The following is a 23,074-nucleotide window of genomic DNA, read 5'->3' as shown; positions in this document are numbered from 1 at the left end:
TCTGCCTAAAGTCCTTAATGCTGGTGAGTGTCTGAGTGGCCATGGTCTGGGGTGGCGCTGTGGCCGTCGGTGTGCTGGTGCGCATCCTCGTCCTCGGCCCCCTCCATGTGTGCCCCGGAATCCCCGTGCGAGTGCCCGTGCGAGTGTTCAGGCGTCGGCTCCGGGCCGGTCCACGGCTGGGCGTCGCCCAGGCAGGTGCGGATGGAGGTCGCGTTGAAACGCATCATGTCAATGTACGTGTTGACGGTGGGGTCGAAACTGTCAGAGTAGATGGGGCAGACGGCGGCGCCCGCGTCATGCGCGACCTGCTGCAACTCCTGGTTGCGGGTCGCCAAATATGGCTCCGCGAAAACCGCTTTCACCCCCAAGTCCGCCATGGTGCGGGCCAGTTTGACGCGCTGTGCGACGGACGGCTCCGTGCCGGGGTTCGGCGTGATGAAGCCGACGACCTTCAGGCCGTAAGCGTGCGCCAAGTAACCGTAGGCGTCGTGCGTGGTGACGAGGGTGCGCTTCGCGGGCGGCACCTCGTGAATGGTTTTGCGAACGAAAGCGTCGGTGGCGTCCAGTTTGGCTAAATAATTCGCGGTATTTTGCGCATAAATATGGGCGCCTTGCGGGTCGATTTTGCTGAGCGTGTCACGGATTGATTTGACGTAGGCTTTGGCGTTGCGGACATCATGCCACAGGTGCGGGTCAATCTCGCCGTGCACATGCTTACCGAGGACGGCCTGCGGTAGCAGGTAAATCTGCTGTCCGGCTTTGCCGAGGAATCTGAACTCCGGCCCGGGAGGGATCGCCTGCAGCGCCTTGCTGGGCACTTCAATGATGGCGTTCGCCGGGTCAATGTCTTTCTGCGTGTATTCGCCGCCGCCTTTCGGGTCAGCGAACAGTGAGAACTTTCCGGTGTCAATGTCGGCGGTGATGTCTGCGTGTCCGGCGTCCAGGATCTGTTTCTGGTCGGCGCCCGGCAGCGAGTGCGGGTCCACGCCAACCGCAAAAGTGAGGGTGGTTTCACCGGAGGGAATGGCTCGCTTGCTGCCCGAACCGACCGTGTTGGAGGCGTTCTGGTCAGGGTTTAAGGTGGCCTGCAGGTCTAGCTGGTAGATGCCGGGCTTGTCGAAAGCCCAGGACACGTGCGTGTGAGCGTCGAGGGGGAGCGCCACCGAGTCGTCGGTCGGATCAATCCCGTCGCCGGAGTTGAAGTAAATGTCGGGCTTCCCGAAGGAGCCGGTCAGGTAGCCGGCCAGGATGCCGGGTCCGCGCATGCCGGTGGCTTTGATGGTCGCTTCGGAGGAGCGGTTCGCCCCGTATGCTTTGCCGTTTCCGCGCACTCGTAGTCCCAGCCAAATGGTGTCCAGTGAGGCGTCCTCTACCAGCGGGATGATTTCCGCGGAGTAGCGGGCGGCGTCCTCCGCCAGTGCGACGTTCTCCGAGGTTTCCGGCAGGTTAGCGTCGATCGCTTTAATGAGGCTGTGTTCTTCCAGCATCACATAGTTGGTGAAGGCGGCGTCCGCGTAAACAATGGAGCGGATGTCGCGCAGTGTTGGCTCATAGGAGTGCGGGTCGGCGCCCTCGGGGACCAGTGGCGTGACGGTCGCCCGGTCGCCGGCTACGTTGCGGGCTAGGTCGGCAATAATGCCGGTGGAAGCTACGACCTGTACGTGATGCGTGCCGTCCGGGTTGGTCCGGGTTGGGTCGATGGCGGGGGCTGAGGGTGTGCAGGCGCTAAGGGTCAGGCTGGCGCCGAGGACGAGGGAGAGTGCGGTGAGCTTGGGCGTACGGTTGCGGATGTTGCGGCTGCGGGATTGCATGGTGGGCTTGGGCGTGCGGCTGCGGACATTGCGGCTACGGGATTGCATGGTGAGTTCAAGCCTGCGGTCCTTGCCGCGAGCTTTGCTGTGTCCCATGCCGCTCTCCTTAGCATTTTCCTTACCCAGTTACCCCTTAATGATATACGTTCTCATTTACCGGCGCGAGTGGGGGAATGTGAAATCAACTGCAAACCGCCCAACCCCATTCCCCCGCCGGAATTGTGTGGACGAATGCCACACAATTCTGTTTTTGTGTGGGAAAAGACCAAATTTTGCCCGAATTTGGCCATTTTTTGGCTTTTTTGCACACAGTATTGGAATTGTGTGGGATTTTGCCACACAAAACCGGGCGGAAGTGGCTTTTTTGCACACAACATCGTAGGTAGGGAGGTAGTCTTCAGTGACGGCCAGCGCGCAGCAACAGCGTTCCATCAAAGCTACTGACAACTCGCCCTCGTCCCCTACCAATTCTCCAATAAAAACTGGTGTACCGGCACGGTGGCAGAACAGTCTGGGATTCGGGCTCCCAACGTACGGGCAATTTGTGCCGGACGGGTAAGCTCCCGGAAGGAAAAACGTTCGATTTGCATCCGTTGATCCAGCAGATGTCTCTCGCGCCGTTTTTCTTTACGGAGGACGTCGATGTCATTGTTGTATTTTGCCAGTCCATCAAGCTCAATCGCTAGCCGCTGCTGCGGGAAGAATGCGTCGACATAAAATACAGAGCCTTCGTTAAAAACCTCGTATTGCAGAATCGGCGTGGGGAAACCATAGGCCGCAGCGATCAGACGGAACCGTGTCTCCAGCGGTGATTGCACCCAGGGAGTCATCAGCTCCACCAGCTTGAGAGCTTGCTTGCAGCCGTGCTGGCCGCGCATTTCCGTTAATCGCTCCCGCACCGAATCCTGTAGCTTGACGAACTCAGTTTCAGTTTCCTGCCGTCGAATAGGGTCTGCGGCGCAAAGCTCAGCGCAAGCATGGTCTACCGTAATCATTGCAGTGAGAGGGTCTCTTTTCCTCATCATCATGCAGATTAAGTCAACTGGGGTAAGCACTGGTATACCGCTGATTTGCATGGTTTCGAATTGCGTCGTACTGGAGCTGATTTGGGTGGTGGCCGCTGGCACTTGGAATTCTCCGAGGCTAACTGCAGGGTAGGTGTGTGCGTGCCGGTTTTGGTTGGGATGTTTTGCGATGCAGACTGGTGGCACCCCATCTCGAATCATGTATCCGTGTAGCAGCGCCGCCGATTCTAGGGTAAAGACTGCGTCGTGGTTCAGTGCGGATTCCGCGATGATCCGTGCCAGAGACACAGTCTGATTGCACTGGTGTTTTGAGGTGTCTGGTCGGTTTTGGATGTAGAAGCCATGGCGTAGTTGTTTCCAGCGGGCCTGCTGGCCAGGCTTCCCTGCTTGGCGTACTTTCCGTAGTTCTTGGCGTGGGAGTTCTCGTGCGGCTGCGAGTGATGTGTTTGAAATGTCGATCATGTAGTTACTGTGTCGCGTGTTGCCTCTGTTTGGCTAGCAAGATTCTGTTGCGTTGTGGATAACTTTCCTGTGGATTTCTTGCCGAGGGAGGGGTGTCGCCAGAGTTGCAGGTCGTTGGCGTCGCCGCATCCTCAGATTCGATTATGTCGGTGTTGTGACTGTGTTGTGTTTATAGCTGTGCCGGTGGTGTTTATGTTACTTCTGCTTGTGCTGGCGGTGTTTTGGCCAGATATTTGCACTGTTTCTGGCTGCTGCGACTGCCAGTGTGACGATGTTGTGTGAGAAACTACCGAGTCGAGTCGAAGATGTGTGGGCTAATGCCACACAATTCCGTTTGTGTGTGGGAAAAGACCAAATTTCGCCCGAATTTGGCCAATTTTTGGCTTTTTTGCACACAGTATTGAAATTGTGTGGCATTTTGCCACACAAAACCACTACATGCAAAGCACTGGAAAACACAGCCACAAGCCTCGCATGCGCACACCGCTCAGAAAGCAGAACACCCAAACCCTTACTGTCGTCAGACAACCGGAGTACACTGGGGAGCAAGATGTTAAGGAGCAAACCGTTAGCTGACTGTCTCCGGATGGTCGCATACGCCAGCCTTAGCCAGATATCAAGGAGGAAATCATGAAGCTTACCGTAGGTGCATACCCGATCTATCCCAACCCGGAGCAGTCGGAGCTGGGCACTACCGCAGAATTATTGCAGCAGCTGAGCGCAAAGCCGCGCGTCGGTGGCTACGAAATTCCCTACCGTGGGTCCGCCGCGCCACAGTATTGGAATCTGACCTGGCCGGAGGGTGCGGCCGCGGATTCACATCTGGTGCTGACCGGCATTCCGATCACCATGATGATGCAGGGCAGTCATCCGGGACTCGGCCTGGCCAGCCCCACTGAGGACGGCCGCGCCGCCGCGCTTGAACTTAACCGTGAGTTGCACGCCCGTGTCGAAGCCCTAACTGCCGCGGGGCATCAGGTGAAGGCGGTGCAGATTCACTCGGCCCCGAAGGGTGGCGGCAGCGAGGCGGCCTTCGCGCAGTCGCTCAAAGAGCTGGTGACTTGGGATTGGCATGGTGCCGCGCTGACTGTGGAACACTGCGATTCTGCCTCTGGTACGGTCGCGCCGGAGAAGGGCTTCCTCGACCTCGGTCAGGAGCTTGCCGCGATCACGCAAGTTTATGAGGGTTCTCAGGAGGAGGCCGAGGGGGCTGCGCGGGTGCGGCTGGGCGTCAGTGTGAACTGGGCGCGTTCGGTGTTGGAGACCGGGTCGGTGGAGACGCCGTTGGAGCATTTGGGGATGGCCCGCGAGGCCGGTCTTTTGCGCGGCTATATGGCCTCTGGGATTGATCCGCAGGATTCGGCTTTCGGGCCTGGCTGGGTGGATGGGCATCTGCCTGTGGCCGGTTTGGGCGGCGCGGCGGACTCGGCCTTGCTGACGCCGGAGCTGCTGGTGAAGTCTTGGGCGGCGGCTGGCGATGATCTGGTCTTTAAGGGCTTCAAGATGTCGTTGCGGCCGGAGTCTTTGACGGTGGCGCAGCGCCTCGGGCTTTATGACCAGATCATGGAGTTGATTCCGGCTTAGTTTGGGGGCCGAGGGGGTGGCGGTGTTGCCCTAGCCGGCCGGTTCTGGCTGGTCGTGCGGCCGGGTAGCTGGTGGCGGTGCGGGCTGGTCACGCGGCCGGCCGGACGCCTGTGCTCCGCGGCCCCTTCACCCGTTCCACGGCGACTGTGCACCTTATTTTTAATTGTGCACTGTGCAAGGTGCACATTTGTTCTTAAGGTGCACAGTCGCCGCCGGCCTACCAGAGCGGGGAATCGTTAGCTAATAGTGCTCTTTAACGCTCTGTAATTTGCATCGCACTCTTATATACTGGCACTGCAGGACTGCCGGAATTGTCTCAATAATCACTGGCGGCCCGCCGTTAATTATCGAGTTATTTTGGAGTGCTTAATGAAACGTAAGCTATCTACTGCGGCGCTCGCATTTGCTGCCGCTACTGCCGTCGCTATGGTCGGCCTCCCGGGTGTCGCTGCTGCGGAGACCCCCGAAGCTCCGGCTACCCCCAAAGCGACTGTTGAAACTCCCGCCACCGCTGAGGCTCCAGCTACTGCTGAAACCCCAGAGGCTACGGGCGATGTAGTAACTTTGGATCTTTACAACCTAACTGACGTGCACGGCCATATTGAGCAGGTCAAGCATTACAAGACTAAGAAGATTACTGAGGCTGGTTTGGCTTCTGTTGGCTGCTACCTCGACGAAGCGCGTGCAGCTAACCCGAACTCTTCTTTCACTTTGCTAGGCGACAACACTGGTGCTTCGCCTTTCACTTCTGGTTCTCTTTACGACAACCCCACTATTGCAGCGTTGAATGAGCTGCATCCGTTGGCTTCCACCCTTGGCAACCATGAACTTGACCTCGGTCAGGCAGTGTTCAAGGCTCGCGTAGCCGGAACTAAGGCCACGGTCCGCGGTGAGGAAGTGCAGTTCGTGAAGCTGGGCTTCCCCTACTTGGCCGCCAACGTTGAGGGTCTGGGTGCAAGCCTGGGCGATTACAAGGTTTGGGAGTCACCTTCCGGCGTTAAGGTTGCCTTTATTGGCGCCATTGCCGAGGACGTGCCCTACAAGCTGAGCCCCGGTACTACTACCGGTATGACTTTCAATGATCCGATTGCGAAGATTAACACCTTGGCTAAGCAGCTGAAGGATAGCGGTGAAGCTCAGGTTGTTATTGCCATGTTGGATGACGATGTGAAGAATAACTTCCCGAAGATGGGCATGTATGTTGATGGCTTGATGGGTGGTGACACTCACGTGCCTTACGACTTTGACATGGTGAACGGTGCGGAGGGTAACAAGCTGTCCGCTACTGCTTCCGGTTCTTACACTGACAACCTGTCTAAGATGGTCGTTAAGTTCAACAAGAAGACTGGCAAGGTTGTGGAGTCCGCTGTTGAGCTGATTCCGGCTCCGGCTTTGGCTGAGTGTGATGTGGCTGCGTCTGCGACGGGTACCGCCGTTAAGGCGATTGTGGACAAGGCGGTTGCTGAATCTAAGGTTGCTGGCGCGAAGGTTGTAGCTACTGGCTACACCGACAGTTTCAAGCGCGCTGTTTACAACCAGGCTGATGGCACCTCGAAGGGCCCGGGTTCTAACCGAGGCCATGAGTCCACTCTTGGTACTCTAGCCGCTGACGCGATGCGCGACCAGATTATGGTTCGCGGCGCTCACCGTAAGCCGGTTGATATTGGCATTATTAACGCCGGTGGTTTGCGTGCGGATTTGGTGCCTAATGCTGACGGTACTTTGACTTATCAGCAGACTTACGCGGTTATGCCGTTCTCTAATGAGCTGGGCTACGTCACTTTGTCTGGTGCTCAGTTTAAGAAGGCTCTGGAGCAGCAGTGGAAGACTAACTTGAACAGCCAGAACTCTCGCCCGATGCTGAAGCTAGGTCTGTCCAGCAACGTTAGATACACTTACGATCCGGAGAAGCCTTATGGTGAGCGCATCACCTCTATTTCTATTAACGGTGAGCCGATAGATATGGATGCCATGTACACGGTCGGTTCGGTTACCTTCTTGTTGGATGGCGGTGACTCCTTCGACGCTTTGACTGAGAATGGTCCGGCTTTGACTGACGGTATTTTGGACCGTGATGGTTTCAACGCTTACTTGGCTAAGGCCCCGGTGAAGGCTTCCACTGTGAAGCACTCCGTGGGTGTGACTGCTCCTGAGTCTGTGAAGCTGTCTGATGGTTCTTTCGACATCGCTTTGCGTGGTCTTTCTTTCACCGAGGGTGCGGGAATTCCTGACCAGGTGAAGGTTTTTGTCGGCGATGCAAGCGAGTATGTTCAGGTGAATAACAGCCTGAATGAGGCTAACCCGAACTCTGAGACTGAATCAGTGATTACCACTGATGGTGCCGGCCAGGCTACTGTCTCCTTCGTTGTTTCTCAGGTTTGCGAGGGAGCGCATGGAACGCTGGATATGCCCATTTATCTTGAAAGCGACATGGGTGAACTGGTTTCCGCTGACCAGGGTCTGACTATTTCTGTTGACTGTGGCAAGATGCCGACTCCGGAAGCTAAGGCTAAGGGTAACCTGGCTAAGACCGGTTCTTCGGCTGTCGCTCCGATTGTCATGTCTGCCGCTTTGTTGGCGCTATTGGGTGGCGCGGCGGTTGCTTTGAAGCGTCGCGAGACGGAGATTCACTGAGTTTTGAGTAGTGCGCCAGCGCTCCAAATGAGCCGCTGATAGGCGCCTCCTCGGCAATAAAACGTGTGGGGGTAAGTACCAGAAATGGTATTTACCCCCACCCTTTTTGTGTGGATCGAGGGTGCCGGGTGTCGGTAGGAGGGGGCGAGGGGGTTGCTGTGAGGTTGAATGAGCGGTGTACGTTACGTGTTCGCTAGGTTTGTGTGTAAGGCTCAGGATTGGTCTAGATGCTCCCCAATATCTTTACTTAAAAAGATAAAGTAGTGGTTTCCCGCACAAATACGCAATAATAGTTGCGTGCGCAACTATTGTGCGCTATAGTTACAAACATGAAAACGAAGAATGACTGGGAAGCTTGGAAAAGCTACATTTACACAGCATCCCACATCCTTACCGGGGCGGATGTAGAACTTAAACAGGCCGCCGGGATTAGTCTCTCCGACTTTGACGTTCTAGTCACTGTGGAGAGCGCTCCGGATAAAACGCTTTCAATGTCCTGTCTGAGAGCGACAGTGCTAGTCACCACATCAGGCTTGTCACGTTCAGTTAGCAGGCTCAAAGAGCGCGGCTGGATAACCAAAACCGTTGATCAGGCGGATAAACGCCACATGCATGTGACGCTCACCGAAGCCGGTCAAGAAGCACTCAACCAGATTCGACCAATCCACACCAAATATGTGCGGGAAGCTTTCTTTGGCGCCCTCGACGACGAAGACCAAGCCACCCTCGGACGCGTATTATCACAACTCGAACGCCACCTCACAGCGTCCGAACCAAATCGAAAGGACTAACTCCAATGCAAATCGGAATTTTCTCAGTCTCAGACATCACCCGTAACCCCGTCACCGGTAAAACCCCTACCGAGCATGAGCGTATCGAAGCCGGCATCACCATGGCGAAAGCCGCCGAGGAAGCAGGCCTAGACGTTTTCGGTCTCGGCGAGCACCACAACCCGCCGTTCTACTCATCCTCACCGACCACCACGCTGGCATACATTGCCGCGCAGACCAAGAAGCTGCAGCTAACCACCGCGACCACCCTGATCACGACGAACGATCCGGTTAAGATTGCGGAAGATTACGCCATGTTGCAGCACCTTTCAGGCGGCCGCGTTGACCTCACCATGGGGCGCGGCAACACCGGGCCGGTCTACCCTTGGTTCGGCAAGGACATCCGTGAAGGTATCCCGTTGATGGTGGAGAACTACCACCTGCTGCGTCGCCTCTGGACTGAAGACGTCGTCAACTGGGAAGGCAATTACCGTACCCCGTTGCAGCAGTTCACTTCTGTTCCTCGCCCCCTCGACGGCGTTGCCCCCTTCGTCTGGCACGGCTCCATCCGTTCCCCGCAGACCGCTGAGCAGGCGGCCTTCTACGGTGACGGATTCTTCCACAACAACATTTTCTGGAAGGCAGAGCACACCGCGACCATGATTAACCTGTACCGTGAGCGCTACGAGCACTACGGACACGGCCGCGCTGATCAGGCCTACGTCGGTATCGGCGGCCAGGCCTTCATCGCCCACAACTCGCAGGACGCAGTCAACACCTTCCGTCCCTACTTCGATAATGCGCCGGTTTACGGACACGGCCCCAGCATGGAAGAGTTCACCACGGACACCCCGCTGACCGTCGGCTCCCCCCAGCAGGTCATTGACCGTTACGCCGCGATGCGTGACCAGTACGGTGACGTGCAGCGCATCATGTTCCTCGTGGACCACGCTGGCTTGCCGCTAGACATGGTGCTGGAGCAGATTCACCTGCTCGGTACCGAGGTTGCCCCGGCCCTGCGTGAAGCCTACGACTCGCAACGTCCCGCCGATGTGCCCGACGCGCCCACTCATGAGAGCCTAGTCGCCGCTCGCGACGCTGAATGGTCCGATGAGTACCGTTTCGAAACCGGAGACAACTGGACCGGCCTTCGCGCTGAAGACCGCTCCGATGACTAAGCACAGTCAGAAGGTAAAACCATGACAACTGAAACTTCAACTAAAACAGTTCGTCTCACCGTCCTGTCGGCAGGACTGTCCATCCCTTCCTCGACCCGCGTGCTCGCTGACGCGCTCACGAACGCGGTCGTAGCCCGGGTGAAAGCCTCCGGCGCGAAGGTTGAGATTACGAACGTGGAACTACGCGACATCGCTTTGGATGTGGCCCGCGTAATGGTGACCGGCATGCCCGTGCAGAGTGTCGAGGATGCTTTGGACGCCCTTGAAGCTGCTGACGCGGTGATTGCCGTGTCCCCGGTTTTCGCTGGATCATACTCTGGTGTGTTCAAGTCCTTCATGGATCTGGTCGGCACGCAGCGTCTGATGGGAACACCGGTGCTGCTGGGTGCTACCGGCGGCTCGCTACGACACTCCCTCGTCCTTGACCATGCGATGCGTCCGCTGTTCTCAGCGATGCGTGCGCAGACGGCCGGAACCGCGGTATTCGCGGCGGCGGAGGACTTCGGGGCTTCCTCACAGATGCAACCGCGTGTTGAGCGGGCGGCGGATGACTTGTTCCGGATGCTGGCTTTGACGGCTGATGGCTCTGTGCCGGAAGTGGCGGCTAGTGAGAAACCGGCATCTGCTGGGGCTGCTCCCGCCATTCCCGCTGCACCGCGCGTGGCTAACACGCCGGGTGTTGCGGCTGGCCCGGGTGCCTCTGGTGCTTCTGCCGGCCCGATTCACAAGTCTACGATTCCGCGTAATCAGCGGCCGAAGCAGGATGTGGGCAAGCCCGGCAAGGCGGCTTTGGCGGCTTTGCTGAAGCGCGACGGTACGGCTGGGCGTTTGCGTCCTGATGTCGACGATTTCATGCCGATGGCTGAGCTGCTGGGGGAAACCTCGAAGTAGCTTTGTCTGGCGCCGACTTTTATCGGTGGCGTTAACCCAAAAAGAGAATGGCGGGGGGAGTTTTCCTCCGCCATTCTTTTTCGCGTGAATTTTGGCATCTATTTTTGTGTCGCAACACGTCTCACTTCAGGCAACTATCCGCTGTAAACCGGAGTGTCCTAGCCCACTGTTTCATATTGTGAAAACAAGTTTCACAATGGGATAAGAGCAAAGATTGCCCTTGCGAGGAGAGCGGTTGCGACCGCCCTGATGGTCCTTATGGGTTCGTAACCGTGTCTAATGCCGAGCAATCCCCAGCTTTGTGCTAAACGACTTTGAAGTTCACTGGAACTCCCAATACTGTGATTATACGATGCGTGACTACCAGGTTGAGAGCAGGGCGTTTGCTGGTGAGATTGCCTGGGTGGCGTCTGACAAGATTAGTACTTGGATTCGCACCTCTGCTGGCTGGCCAGCACTCCAGTTACGTATGGGTTATTACTGAAATCGGCCTGGATTTGCCCTGTTTGGGGGTTAAGTCTCACATAACTGAAAGATTCAGTCCTTATTTTTCGGTTGGGTATGGCTTTCGGCTGGAAATAGCTCAAATTCGCCCAATTCCTGGTGTAAACCCATACCGAAACGAAAAACCGGTAGCGGCTGGCGTTTAGGCGTTTGCTTTTGGCATGGTGAAGCGCTGATTCCTGCTCAGCAGGGTGACGTTGTTAAATGAGCATTCCACCAGATCGCGGTAGGTAAGCGAGAGTTATGAGCTAGGTACAGCTTCCGTTCAGCCTCAGCGGGCGATGCGCCGCTAACCGACAGTCCTTGCATCAAGGTAGGGTCTACCGTGGTTCTCGCATGTAACTGCGGATTTAACAGCACCGCCACACCCTCGTCCTCGGCCCTCCCGCCTTCCCTAGCCACAGTGTCGCAAAGCTATTGCGAACACTCTCACCACATAAAAGTGACCAACGCCATACTTTAGTCCGAAAAATTTCACTTGACAGAAAATTTTAAAATAGGTAGTGTTAGAGCTCACACGCAATCGATTGCACGCGCGAAGTTGCACGGACGGTTGATTGACACATTGAAGTGTTGGCGTATTGGGAAAACCGCCATTTATAGCGGGAAAACCGACACGTTTAGCGTGTGTGACAGAGAAAAGAATCGTCGAATAACTCAATGAGGAGGTGGCGAGGTGAGTCCTGTTAACGAGCAGAAGACAATTTTGGAGCTCAATAATGTCTCCAAGACGTTCCCTGGCGTGAAGGCGCTAGACGGTGTCAGTTTGACGCTACGGGAGGGCGAAGTCCTTGGTCTCTGCGGTGAAAATGGTGCTGGTAAATCCACGCTGATGAAAATCCTATCGGGTATTTACACTCCTGATTCCGGTGCTGAAATCGTTGTCAATGGTCAAAAAGTTGACATCAAAGACATCAATGATGCTCGCGCGCTAGGAATCAGTATTATTCACCAAGAACTTAATCTGGTACCTGACTTAACCGTGGCGCAGAACCTATTTATGGGCCGTGACGAATTCCGTTCTGGCCCGTTCATCAAAGACGGTCTAATGTGCGAAAAGGCTGAAGAACTGTTTTCCCGTCTCGGAATGCAGATCAGCCCCAAAGCACACTGCCGTGACCTTTCCGTGGCACAGCAGCAGATGGTAGAAATCGCACGCTCACTTTCCTTTGACGCCAAGATCCTGATTATGGATGAGCCCACCGCGGCTTTGACCGTGAAGGAAAGCCAAGCTCTCTTCGAACTCATTAAAGAGTTTGTAGGGCCAGGCAAGGGCCTCATTTACATTTCGCACCGTATGCCGGAAATCGAACAGATTACCGACCGTGTTTCCGTTATCCGAGACGGCCAGTACGTTGGCACCAGAGTGACCGCGGAAACCCCGATGTCTGAGATCGTCGCCATGATGGTGGGTCGCAAACTCAAGACAGATGCCCGCCCTGAGCCGCGGGAAGAAATCGGTGAAGAGATTGTCCGGGTTGCAGGCCTGTCCACTCACCGGTTACTCCGCGACGTTAGTTTCGACCTGCGGGCCGGTGAAATCCTCGGCTTCGCAGGCCTCATGGGTGCGGGCCGGACCGAAGTTGCCCGCTGCCTCATCGGTGCGGATCCGCGTAGCGCCGGCGAGGTCTACATTCGAGGCAAAAAAACCAAGATTCATTCAGTCGCTGACGCAGTGAAACACGGTCTGGCCTACCTGTCCGAAGACCGTAAACAGCAGGGCTTGTGCCTCCAGCAGGACATCGTGTTCAACACTTGCCTGAGCTCTTTCCAAGACCTCTCCAAGTTCGGTGTGATTAATGACAAGGCGGCTGAGGCGCGGTCACTGGAACTGGTGGAACAGCTCCGCACCAAAACTCCCAGCGTAAAAACTGTAGTTAACTCCCTTTCGGGCGGTAACCAGCAGAAAGTCGTCATCGCGAAGTGGCTCCTCAAAGACACTGACGTCTTGATTTTCGATGAACCAACTCGCGGCGTGGACGTGGGCGCGAAAGAAGAAATCTACGGTCTGCTTGAAGAACTCCGTAAGTCCGGGAAAGCCATCATGGTGATCAGCTCCGAACTACCTGAAGTTCTCCGCGTCTCAGACCGTATCGCGGTCATGTCTGAAGGGCACCTGGTCAAAATCGTGAAGAACCAGGACGCCACCCAAGAAAACCTAATGGAACTGGCGACCACATTCGTGCCAGAAGAGCTTTCATAGAGAAATCTACGGAGATTAAAATGCAGCTAATCAAATCCTCACTACAACAGTTGTTCGCATTCGGTGCGCTCATTGTTGTTTACGTAATCTTCCTGGTCTTCGCACCAAACTTCGCCAGCTTCGACGTCTTCAGCTCGATTCTGATGCAGACCGCATCAATCGGCGTGATGGCATTGGGTGCCACCTTCGTTATCGCCACCTCAGGTATTGACCTTTCAGTCGGAACCGGCATGACATTCTGTGCTGTTTCCGCTGGCCTCTTCCTCGGCGGCGAATACCTAGAGCTCCCCCTCGCAGTCGGCATCATCCTTACCCTGCTAGTGGGCGCCTTCCTCGGCCTGCTCAACGGCGTAAACATCTCCCTGTTGGGTATCCCTCCCTTCATCGCTACCCTCGCCATGATGATGGTGGCCCGCGGTATCGCCCTAATCATGTCCGGCGCCTCATCCATCAAGATCGGCAACCCCGGCTACTTCCAGATCGCTAACGGGCAGCTGATTCCCGGCATCTCAAACGCGGCGCTGATCTTCATTGTGCTGACCATCCTGGCGGCTTTCATTCTGAACAAGACGCTACTGGGCCGCTACGCCCTCGCCATTGGCTCCAATGAGGAAGCCACCCGTCTTTCCGGCGTGAACGTCAAGATGTGGCTCATCCTCATCTACATGCTGGCTGGCCTGTTCACCGCTGTTGGCGGCATCTTGTACTCGGCTCGTTTCGGTTTCGCGCAGCCCGCTGAAGGCCTCGGCCTGGAGCTGCAGGCCATCGCCGCGGTCGTCATCGGCGGCACGTCGCTGGCTGGTGGCCGCGCAAACATTATTGGCACCATGATTGGCGCCCTGCTCATGAATACGCTGACCACTGGCCTGCAGATGATGGGCGTGCTTCAGCAATGGCAGCTGGTCGTGGTTGGTGTGGTTGTGCTGGCGGCCGTGTTCGCTGACAACCTGCGTCGTCGTCGGGCAGAGCAAGTCTAGTTCCTGCCCAGCAAGTTTGGGGCCGAGGATGGTGCGGGCACCCATTCATCTGTGCCAGCCACGGTCCCTCCTGATCGCTACAAGTATCTCTCAAGCAAAATCGCAAACAACAATCATTCTTCAAGGAGGAAGACATGCGTTTCGGAAAAGTAGTATTAGCAGCAGCGCTTTCAACTGCGCTCTTGGCCGGCTGCGCTAGCACCGGCGGAGATGCCGGTTCCGGCTCATCTGAAGGCGGCGAAGGCCAGAAGACCATTTACCTGGTTTCCAAAGGTTTCCAGCACCGCTTCTGGCAGGCCGTGAAGGAAGGCGCTGAAAAGGCTGGCGCTGAGAACGGCTACAAAGTTGAGTTCGTCGGCCCAGAAAATGAGCAGCAGGTAAACCAGCAGCTCGACCAGCTGAAGATCGCTTTGAACTCCAAGCCTGCCGCGATTGGTTTCGCAGCCCTTGATTCGGGTGCCGCTGAGCCGATTTTGATGCAGATCAAGGCGGCCGGTATTCCAGTTGTCGCTTTCGACTCTGGTGTGGATTCGGACATTCCGGTCACCACCGTACAGACTGACAATAAGGCTGCCGCCGCTGCCGCCGCAGAAAAGATGGCTGAGAAGCTGGGCAATCAGGGTACTGTCGGTCTGGTCTGCCACGACCAGACTTCACAGACCGGTAAGGAACGCTGCTTCGGCTTCAAAGACTGGTTGAAGGAGAATGCTCCTAACATCAAGGTCATTGATGAACAGTACGCTGGTGAAGCGGGTAAGGCCGCTGACGCAGCTAAGGCCCTGTTGACCGCTAACCCCGATATTGTTGGTATCTACGGCACTAACGAAGCTGCCGCTACCGGTGTTGTGCAGGGCGTTCAGGAAGCTGGCAAGACCGGCAACGTCATGATTATTGGTTTCGACTCCGGTAAGGCCCAGATTGACGCTATCCGTTCCGGCTTGGAAGCTGGCGCTATCACGCAGTCCCCGGTGAAGATGGGTTACGAGACCGTCATGTCAGCCATTAAGGCCATCAAGGGTGAAAGCCTCGAAAAGGTCATTGACTCCGGCTTCGTTTACTACGACAAGGACAATATGGACAGTGACGAGGTTAAGCCTAACCTCTACGAGTAAACGACTAAGCCGCGTAGAGAAGCGGTATAGTCGTGGCTATATGGTTTTATCCGAGGAGGAATCGTGGCCACAATCTATGATGTAGCTTCTCTAGCTGGCGTGTCAGCTTCGACCGCCTCCCGTATCTTGAACGGGAAGGTTCTCGGTTCTCCCAACGCAAAGAAGGTGCGGGAGGCGGCGCAGCAACTCAACTACTTTCCTAGTCGAGCAGCCCGGCGGTTACGCCTACAAAAATCCAGTTTGATTGCTTTAATGGTGCCTGATATTTCAAACTCTTTTTATGTGCGGATCGCCCGGGCGGCTGAGAATCTAGCTGAAAGTAATGGCTACAACTTAATAATGCTCAGCACTGATGATGAGCCCGCTAAAGAATCCCGGTATCTGCAGGCAATGGTGTCTGAACCGGTGGCCGGCATCTTGGCGGTGCCAGCCTCTAAGGAAAGCTCCTACAGTCTGGCTTTGGAACGGGGCGTCCCGGTGGTTTGCGTGGACCGTGCCGCCGCCGATGAAGGCGTTGACACAGTGGTGATGGACAGTTATTCAGCTAGCCAGGCTTGCGTCCGTTACTTGCTGGGGAAGGGGCATCAGCGGATTGCTTGTATTTCTGGTCCCGAGGGTGTACAGACGGCGGATTTGCGTGTCGCCGGCTGGCTAGATGCCTTACGTCTACACACGAACGAGTTGCCTGATGAGCGGCTGGTTACCAGGACGGAATACTCTCGAATCGGCGGTTATGAGGCAGCTAATCAGCTGCTTTCTAACGATGATGCGCCACACGCCATTTACGCGGCGAACAACGATCTGGCTTTCGGGGTGCTTCGCTCCATGGTGGAGCACGACATGCTACCTCCGAAAGTTGACTTGTGCTCTTTAGGTGCCCCAGCGGAGCATCTGCTCCCTGATGTGCAGATTCCTTATGTGGGTGAGCCTGCGACTGAGCTGGGTACCATTGCGATGGATACTTTGCTGCAGCGAATCATGGGTTCCACTGAACCTCCGGTCACTGTGAACGTAGGTTTTAAATCTCATCTCAAGTAGTAAAACAGCGCTAACTGTTTCTTTCTACCGGTTCTGACATCCCCCCCCAGGTAGCCGGCATTAATCCGCCGTGCAATCGATTACACGAAAGCTTGCAAACCCCCATAGGGTCAGCTGAGGCGAAGACGCTGCAGCCTTTGCAACAAAATTTATCCGACAAAATGAATGAAGGAAAAGATAATGACTATTAACCCGAAAATCGTGATTCGTCCCATCATTGACGGACGCGAAGCTGGCGTGCGCGAATCCTTGGAAGAGAAAACTCTGAAGATGGCACGCACTGCTGCGGATCTAATCAAGCAGGAGCTAAGGTACTTCGACGGCACCCCCGTTGAATGCATTGTCCCCGACTTCACCATTGGTCGTGCCGGAGACGCCGCGAAAATGGAGGAGCTAACCGTCGGACAGAAAGTTTGCGCCGAACTGACCGTCACCCCCTGCTGGGATTACGTCACCGAAGTTCTAGACATGGACCCGCGTATTCAGCACGCTGTCTGGGGCTTCAACGGTACTGAACGTCCCGGCGCTGTCACCCTGGCCGCCGCTATGGCCGCCTACGCACAGTTCGGGGTTAGCGCTTTCGGCATCTATGGGCGTGACGTGCAGGACCTAGATGACGACTCTGTTCCTGAAGATGTGAAAGAGAAGCTGCTCCGATTCGCACGCGCAGCTATCGCCATCGGCCAGTTCGCTGGCTCCAACTACCTGCAGATCGGCTCCCAGTGCATGGGTATTGCCGGCTCCATGATTGACCGTGACTTCTTCAAGAGCTACCTTGGCTTGGGTGTCGAATCAGTCGACATGACTGAAATCGCCCACCGCGTTGAAGGCGGCGTCTTCGATGAGGAAGAATACCAGGAAGCTCTGGCCTGGTTCAAGGACAAAGTCACTGTCGGTGATGACATTGTGAACGGCGGTGAAACCCTCAGCCAGGAAGAGTATGACGAGCAGTTCGAATACTCCGTCAAGATGTGCCTCGTGGTGCGCGACCTCATGAAGGGTAACCCGAAACTGGCGGAAGCTGGGTTACGTGAGCAGGCCCGCGGTCACAACGCCATCGTCGGTGGTTTCCAGGGCCAGCGTCAGTGGACTGACTGGAAGCCGAACGCTGACATGGTTGAGTCCATCATGAACACTTCCTTCGACTGGACCGGCAACCGTCCCCCCATCACCTTCGCCACTGAGAACGACACCCTGAACGGCGCCACCATGCTGCTGTCGCAGTACCTGACAAACCGTGCTCAGTTGTTCTCCGACGTCCGCACCTTCTGGTCACCCGAATCAGTGGAGCGCGTCACCGGCCACAAACTAGAAGGCCACGGCGCGAACGGCTTCCTCGACCTGCGTAACTCCGGTGCATCCAGCTTCGACGCAAGCGGCGCCATGCTGGATGAGGAAGGTAACCCGACCGTTAAACCCTGGTGGGAGGTCACCGAAGGCGACATTGAGGCCACCCTCGACCATGTGCGTCTCTACCCGGCAAACCGCAACTACTTCCTGGGAGGAGGCTTCTCCACCCAGTTCATAACCGCGAACGCCATGCCGATGACCATGGCCCGCATCAACATCTGCAAGGGCCTCGGCCCGGTATTGCAGCTGGCTGAAGGCTGGGCGGTCACTTTCGACGAGGAAGCCATGAAGAAGATCATTGACCGGACTGACCCGGCCTGGCCGACCACTTTCTTCGCTCCCCGCCTGAACGGCAAGGGCGCGTTCACCTCCGTCTACTCCGTGATGGATCACTGGGGCGCAAACCATGGCGCTATCGGCTTCGGACACTACGGTGCCGACCTGATTTCGATGGCCGCCATGCTGCGCATCCCCGTCTCCATGCACAACGTGGAAGGCGAACTGTTCCGGCCCCGCAACTGGGACCTGTTCGGTACGGACAACTTGGAGTCCGCTGACTACGCGGCCTGCCGTACCTACGGCCCGTTCTTCGGCTAAACCTTTCGGTGGCGGTCGTCCTCGCGGCGGCCGCCACCGCAGCCGCGAGCTAGAGCCGAAAACTATTGGACACGCTGAAAAGACAGTGAGGTAAAATCATGGATCCGGTAACAAAAATTGCATTGGATGTTGGTTCCTCATCCCTGCGCGTGATGATGGGGCAGCTGGACAAGTCCAGCAACCACCTCACGGTGCAAGAAATCGACCGTGTCGCCCACCAGCCGCAGCAGGTTGACGGCCAGTTCCGCTGGGATTTGGAGCGGTTGACCACTTTCGTTTCTCAAAGCCTGACCCGTCTCAAGCAGGAGTATCCCACTATTTCCAGTGTCGGCGTTGACACGTGGGGCGTCGACTATGTGGTCGTGAACCAGCATGGTCGCCCGCTGAAACCGGCGGTCAGTTATCGTGATCCCCGAGGGGGACGAGGGCGAGCCGAACTTAAAGAGCTGGTTAGTGAACCAGATCAGTACCAAATCACAGGCATTTTGCCGCAAGACATTAACACTATCTATCAGCTGCGGGCCGACCGGGAGGCGCTGCAGGAGATCACGCAAGACCATGACGCAAAAGCCCTGCTGTTGCCTGATTTTTTCTCCAACCTGTGCGCGGCCGCGTGGGCTGGTGTTCCCGCTGAAAGCCTCTACATTGATGGGGCGTCCCGTTGCATCTCATCCACCACTGGACTGTTACAGCACGGCAATCTGGCGTGGGCTCCCGCCCTCGTTAAAGCGACCGGGATTCCGTCGATGATTTTGCCGCCGGTCCGGGATGAACTGCAGGTCGCCGCTGAGGTGGACGGACTGCAAGTGATTCGGGCAGGCTCACATGACACGGCCTGCGCAGAGTTCGCCCTGCCGGGGGAGAGCCCCCGCTGCTTGGTGTCTTCCGGGTCGTGGTGCGTAGTCAGCATCACCTTAGATAAACCGCTGATTTCCCAGTCCGCATACACCCTCGGCGTAACCAATGAAGCCGCCGTCGGGGGTGGGTTCAGAGCCTCCCTGAACCTGACCGGCTGGTGGCTGCTGCAGCAGCTGGGGCCAGAAATTCGGGAGCGTTTCGGTGACCTCAGCTGGGGTGAAATCGCTGAGCGGGCGGCCGCTTCGGCGACTGACAGCCCCGTTTTCGAGGTGCAGACTGAGGAAGCCCAACAGCTGATCAGCACCCTGCCCGGGCTGCTCAAGCATTTGGGCTTCGCCGGGGATCAGGATGAGGACTACTGGCAGGCGATTCGGGCGCTGGTAGTCTCCATGGCTCATTCGCATGCTACCTCTTTACGGCAGCTTGCCCAGCTGTGTGATTTCACGGGTGCCATCTACCTGGTGGGTGGCGGTTCCCATAACCGGCTCTACACCGAAACAATGGAACAAATTCTTGGAACCAAACTAACGAAGATCAGTGCGGAAGGATCCACTATGGGTAATCTTCTGGCGCAGTATACGGTAGCTGGTTTCGACAAGTCAGCAATCAAAGTCGAATTTATTTAGTAACAAGGAGAGAACATGGATCTGGAACAGATTAAGCAGGAAGTAGTTGACGTAGGCTACCGGATTTGGCTCAAAGGCATGGTCGCCGCGAATGATGGAAACATTTCTGTCCGCCTCGACGATAAGCGAATCCTGTGCACACCCACTGGTGTTTCGAAAGGCTCACTGACCACAGACATGCTGTGCGTCGCCGACTATGACGGCATTGCCATTGAGGAGCCGGAAGGCTACAAGGTCTCCAGTGAAGTGAAGATGCACGGCGCTATCTACCGGGAGAACCCGGATGTGAAGTGCGTGGTTCATGCGCACCCCATGCATGCCACCTACTATGCGATTAAGGGGCAGCCCATTTCCGTGCGGGCACTGCCGGAGAACATTATTGCCATGCCGGAGATTCCGTTGTCCCCGTACGGCACTCCGTCCACCTACCAGCTGGCTGAGAATGTGGCCCCCTACGTGAAGGATTACCCGTGTTGCCTGATGGAGTTCCACGGCGCCGTCGCATGGGGCACTTCCGCCGCTCACGCCTACCTGGTGATGGAGCGTTTGGAGTTCACCGCGCAGCTGCAGTTCTTGTTGGATTCTCAGGGCGTGCAGCGCACATTGCCCGAGGATGAGATCCAGAAACTAATCGGAATGCGAGCACAATACGGCCTCTAAGGCTGGTTGTTTCATCTCTAGAAACAAAGGAGTTTGAGATGCTGAAGAACATTGATCCGAGGTTGTCCCCGGAACTGTTGATGAACCTAGCGGAAATGGGCCACGGCGATGAGATTGTCATTGCTGACGGTAATTTTCCGGGAGCGTCAGTCAACCCGAACTGTCTGCGCTACGACACTTCTGGGGTGCCTAACCTGTTGGAGGCCGTGCTTTCGGTGCTGCCGTTGGATCCTTACAGTGACTGGCAGTATGGGCTGATGGAAACTGTGGGTGATGACCCGACCCCGCCAATCTGGTCAGAGTATAAGGATCTGGTTGAGGCCGCATACCCGGGCGCCACTGTGAAGCAGATTGAGCGTTTCGAGTTCTATGAGCGTGCTCGTCAGGCTTTTGCCGTGGTGGTGACAGGTGAAACAGCTCTCTACGCCAACATCATTTTGAAGAAGGGCGTAGTGACCCCGTGATGGTAGCTTGGCGGCGGCGCTAGTGGTAGCAGCCGGCCGCGGCAGCCTTCCGCTGGAATCTACAAGCCACTAAATATTTTCCGTCTCCGAGTTACGAGGGGCTTACTGCTGGGAAACCGGCGGTAAGCCCCTCAGCTTTTGGTTAGTTATTGTCCAGCTTTCGTCTGCTTGCCCGTCGGTCTGTGTCTAAAATGTGTGGACTAATGCCACACAATTTTGTTTCTGTGTGGACTAATGCCACGCAATTTTGTTTGTGTGTGGGAAAAGACCAAATTGTGGCTAAATTTGGCCATTTTTTGGCTTTTTGCCACACAGTATTGGAATTGTGCGGGTTGATACCACACAAAACCGGGTGACAGTGGCTGTTTTACACACAATTCGTGGGTGTTAGCTCCGCCGCTCCCGCGTTGCTCCGCCCCGGCCCCATCGCCGCGTCCCGCGTTGCTCCGGGCTGGCTAACCTGACTGCCGCGCCGCCGCTCTGCGCTGCTCTCCCGCACCGCAGCTGCGCACCTGCCCCACCGCAGACATACGCCAGGGCCGAGGATGAAGGGACCGCAGTCCCCACACCCTCGGCCCTAACCCAAGGAGTAATTAACCGAAAACTAGTGACGGTTAGAGAGCTTTTCCTTCGTCACAATATGCAGAATCCGGAAATTAAAACCAATCAGCTTAAAAAACTGAATCAGCAGATTCTGGCGGCGACGCAAAGTGCCCTTGGAAGGCATCGGAGCCCGAGAGATACGCTCATTAGTTTCAGGGCTCATCTCTTCAATGATTTGTTTGTCTTTACTCATCTCAATTCCTCCGTGAGATATGGGTTTCAGTCAAGGATTTGGTGCAATGCCAACCGGCCTACTCAGGGATGAGCCACCAGAACGGGCGGGCCTTAGCCTTGTAGATAAAGCCAATATGTAGCAGGTACTTGGTCCAGTGGCCGAACAAGCCAATGGAACCGAAAGTGAACCGCGGATTGCGGCCACCATCAGCGAATACAGTCTCATCAGGAATGATCGGGTACATCACCATAGCGGCGGCCGTTCCCTTAGTGAAACCAGTACCAGTCGAAGCCACGCAAGCCGCACCCAGCTCACCCATCGAAGCCTTATGCAGCTTAGCGTTCGGATCCTTCAGCAAATCAACGATCGACATGGCGACCTCTTTACCGATGGTGCCGGACGGCATACCAGTACGCGGCGGAGCCGGAGCAATCATAGTGCCATTCGGGGTTTTACGCGGCTTCGAAATGGCGTGCGGTGGGGCGAAAGCAATACCGGCAGCGAACATGTTCGGGTAGGCGGGAGACTGGTAGGTTTCCGGCCAGTCAGTGGCACGCCACTCTTCGTAAGGCTTCGGCGTGTAATCAGCATCAACCCTCATGAAGCCGTTCGGAGCGAACACCTTATCCGTAATATCCGTGCCATCAGGCAACTTAGCTTTCAAACCAACACCGGAGAACGGGGGGAGTAGCATTGCGAAATCGAAATCGAGGTCGTGCATTTCGCCGTTCAGATTCTCATAGGTCAACTGGCCTTCACGAATCTGCTGCACGGCCGCGCCGGAAATCGATTTAACGCCGCGCTCACGGAACAAAGACTCTGTCCACAGCTGAGAGTTGGTGGCGTATCCGTTGTCACGGAAAGTCATGCCGTCAACACCGAAGTCACCCAGCTTAGCTTCGTTAGTCAAGTAAACCAGCTCGACATTGTCGCGCACGCCGGCTTCACGCAAATCATAATCGACGTTGAAGCAGTACTCGAAAGCCGCTCCCTGGCAGGTGCAGGTGCCGTGACCGGTGCCAACAACGATACGCTTCTTCGCGCCCGCTTTCAGCTCCTTAATCAAGGACTGCAACACCTGACCGGACTGCTCTGCATGGTCAGCGGTACAAACCGAGTAAGTGTAACCACCGTCCGGGCCAAGACCCTCAGTGGCACCGAAATTCAGCTTCGGTCCGGTGCAGTTAATCAAGAAATCGTAAGGAATCTTAGCGACTTCACCGGCCATCTTCGGGTCGGTGAACTCAATCTCCACCTGCGGCCGCGAATCACTCTCGGTGCCTTCCGGGTAGATTGTGGTGGCTTTAGCCTGACGGTAGGTGACACCCATGCGCTTATAGATGGGGGCGAGGGGGAACACCACCTTAGACTTATCCATCTTGCCGGTGCCTACCCAAATATTCGACGGAATCCAGTTCCAGTTCTTGTTCGGGGTAACGACAATTACTTCATGCTCAGACTTGGATAGTTTCCGGCGCAGATGCATTGCAGCGGTGTGGCCACTGATTCCTCCGCCGAGAATAACGATTCGAGCCATGTTCTGCCTACTTTC

At 56.2% G+C, this 23,074-nt stretch carries 17 protein-coding genes; 13 read left to right on the top strand and 4 right to left on the bottom strand.

What is annotated here, in order from left to right; translation table 11 throughout:
- Positions 1–14 precede the first annotated feature (14 nt).
- Positions 15–1,907: an anchored repeat ABC transporter, substrate-binding protein gene (locus tag BM477_RS00265; protein ID WP_075360689.1), complete on the bottom strand. Its 1,893-nt coding sequence runs from the start codon at positions 1,905–1,907 to the stop codon at positions 15–17.
- A gap of 365 nt (positions 1,908–2,272) precedes the next feature.
- Positions 2,273–3,298, bottom strand: coding sequence for a hypothetical protein (locus BM477_RS00260; RefSeq protein ID WP_075360688.1), 1,026 nt, complete (start codon positions 3,296–3,298; stop codon positions 2,273–2,275).
- 630 nt (positions 3,299–3,928) lie between these two features.
- Here BM477_RS00260 and BM477_RS00255 point away from each other — a divergent pair.
- From BM477_RS00255 to BM477_RS00195, 13 genes are all read left to right on the top strand, one after another.
- Positions 3,929–4,882, top strand: coding sequence for a DUF4862 family protein (locus BM477_RS00255; RefSeq protein ID WP_075360687.1), 954 nt, complete (start codon positions 3,929–3,931; stop codon positions 4,880–4,882).
- Positions 4,883–5,251: 369 nt separating this feature from the next.
- Positions 5,252–7,516 carry a bifunctional metallophosphatase/5'-nucleotidase gene (locus tag BM477_RS00250; RefSeq protein WP_075360686.1) on the top strand — a complete coding sequence of 755 codons (2,265 nt, stop codon included), beginning with the start codon at positions 5,252–5,254 and terminating at the stop codon, positions 7,514–7,516.
- Positions 7,517–7,845: 329 nt separating this feature from the next.
- Positions 7,846–8,307 (top strand): MarR family winged helix-turn-helix transcriptional regulator, encoded by a 462-nt coding sequence (locus BM477_RS00245; RefSeq protein WP_075360685.1) that lies wholly within the window; start codon positions 7,846–7,848, stop codon positions 8,305–8,307.
- 5 nt (positions 8,308–8,312) lie between these two features.
- Complete coding sequence (locus tag BM477_RS00240; protein WP_075360684.1) at positions 8,313–9,464, top strand: CE1758 family FMN-dependent luciferase-like monooxygenase; 1,152 nt, start codon at positions 8,313–8,315, stop codon at positions 9,462–9,464.
- 21 nt (positions 9,465–9,485) lie between these two features.
- Positions 9,486–10,355: a CE1759 family FMN reductase gene (locus BM477_RS00235; RefSeq protein ID WP_075360683.1), complete on the top strand. Its 870-nt coding sequence runs from the start codon at positions 9,486–9,488 to the stop codon at positions 10,353–10,355.
- 1,180 nt (positions 10,356–11,535) lie between these two features.
- A complete protein-coding gene (locus BM477_RS00230) occupies positions 11,536–13,062 on the top strand; it encodes a sugar ABC transporter ATP-binding protein (protein ID WP_245792769.1) in 1,527 nt (508 codons plus the stop codon).
- A 20-nt stretch (positions 13,063–13,082) separates the two neighbouring features.
- A complete protein-coding gene (locus BM477_RS00225) occupies positions 13,083–14,039 on the top strand; it encodes an ABC transporter permease (protein ID WP_075360682.1) in 957 nt (318 codons plus the stop codon).
- Positions 14,040–14,173: 134 nt separating this feature from the next.
- A complete protein-coding gene (locus BM477_RS00220) occupies positions 14,174–15,151 on the top strand; it encodes an ABC transporter substrate-binding protein (protein WP_075360681.1) in 978 nt (325 codons plus the stop codon).
- 63 nt (positions 15,152–15,214) lie between these two features.
- The gene (locus BM477_RS00215) at positions 15,215–16,189 is read left to right on the top strand and encodes a LacI family DNA-binding transcriptional regulator (protein ID WP_075360680.1); all 975 of its coding nucleotides are present in this window, start codon (positions 15,215–15,217) and stop codon (positions 16,187–16,189) included.
- 180 nt (positions 16,190–16,369) lie between these two features.
- Positions 16,370–18,136, top strand: coding sequence for an L-fucose isomerase (locus BM477_RS00210; RefSeq protein WP_075360679.1), 1,767 nt, complete (start codon positions 16,370–16,372; stop codon positions 18,134–18,136).
- Positions 18,137–18,234: 98 nt separating this feature from the next.
- Positions 18,235–19,620: an FGGY family carbohydrate kinase gene (locus BM477_RS00205; RefSeq protein ID WP_075360678.1), complete on the top strand. Its 1,386-nt coding sequence runs from the start codon at positions 18,235–18,237 to the stop codon at positions 19,618–19,620.
- A 15-nt stretch (positions 19,621–19,635) separates the two neighbouring features.
- Positions 19,636–20,280: a class II aldolase/adducin family protein gene (locus BM477_RS00200; protein ID WP_075360677.1), complete on the top strand. Its 645-nt coding sequence runs from the start codon at positions 19,636–19,638 to the stop codon at positions 20,278–20,280.
- Between the two features lie 38 nt (positions 20,281–20,318).
- Entirely contained in the window at positions 20,319–20,744 is a 426-nt protein-coding gene (locus BM477_RS00195; RefSeq protein WP_075360676.1) for an RbsD/FucU family protein, read from the top strand.
- Between the two features lie 604 nt (positions 20,745–21,348).
- Here BM477_RS00195 and BM477_RS00190 read toward each other — a convergent pair.
- Together BM477_RS00190 and BM477_RS00185 are read right to left on the bottom strand one after the other, a co-directional pair.
- Positions 21,349–21,540 carry a hypothetical protein gene (locus BM477_RS00190; RefSeq protein WP_075360675.1) on the bottom strand — a complete coding sequence of 64 codons (192 nt, stop codon included), beginning with the start codon at positions 21,538–21,540 and terminating at the stop codon, positions 21,349–21,351.
- A 58-nt stretch (positions 21,541–21,598) separates the two neighbouring features.
- On the bottom strand, positions 21,599–23,059 hold the full coding sequence (locus BM477_RS00185; RefSeq protein ID WP_075360674.1) for an NAD(P)/FAD-dependent oxidoreductase: 1,461 nt from the start codon (positions 23,057–23,059) through the stop codon (positions 21,599–21,601).
- Between the last annotated feature and the right edge of the window lie 15 nt (positions 23,060–23,074).

It is taken from the genome of Boudabousia marimammalium (assembly GCF_001936115.1).
In the GTDB taxonomy this organism is placed as follows: domain Bacteria; phylum Actinomycetota; class Actinomycetes; order Actinomycetales; family Actinomycetaceae; genus Boudabousia; species Boudabousia marimammalium.
Note: the sequence above shows the minus strand (reverse complement) of the source record. Positions and strands in the feature narration are given on the sequence as shown.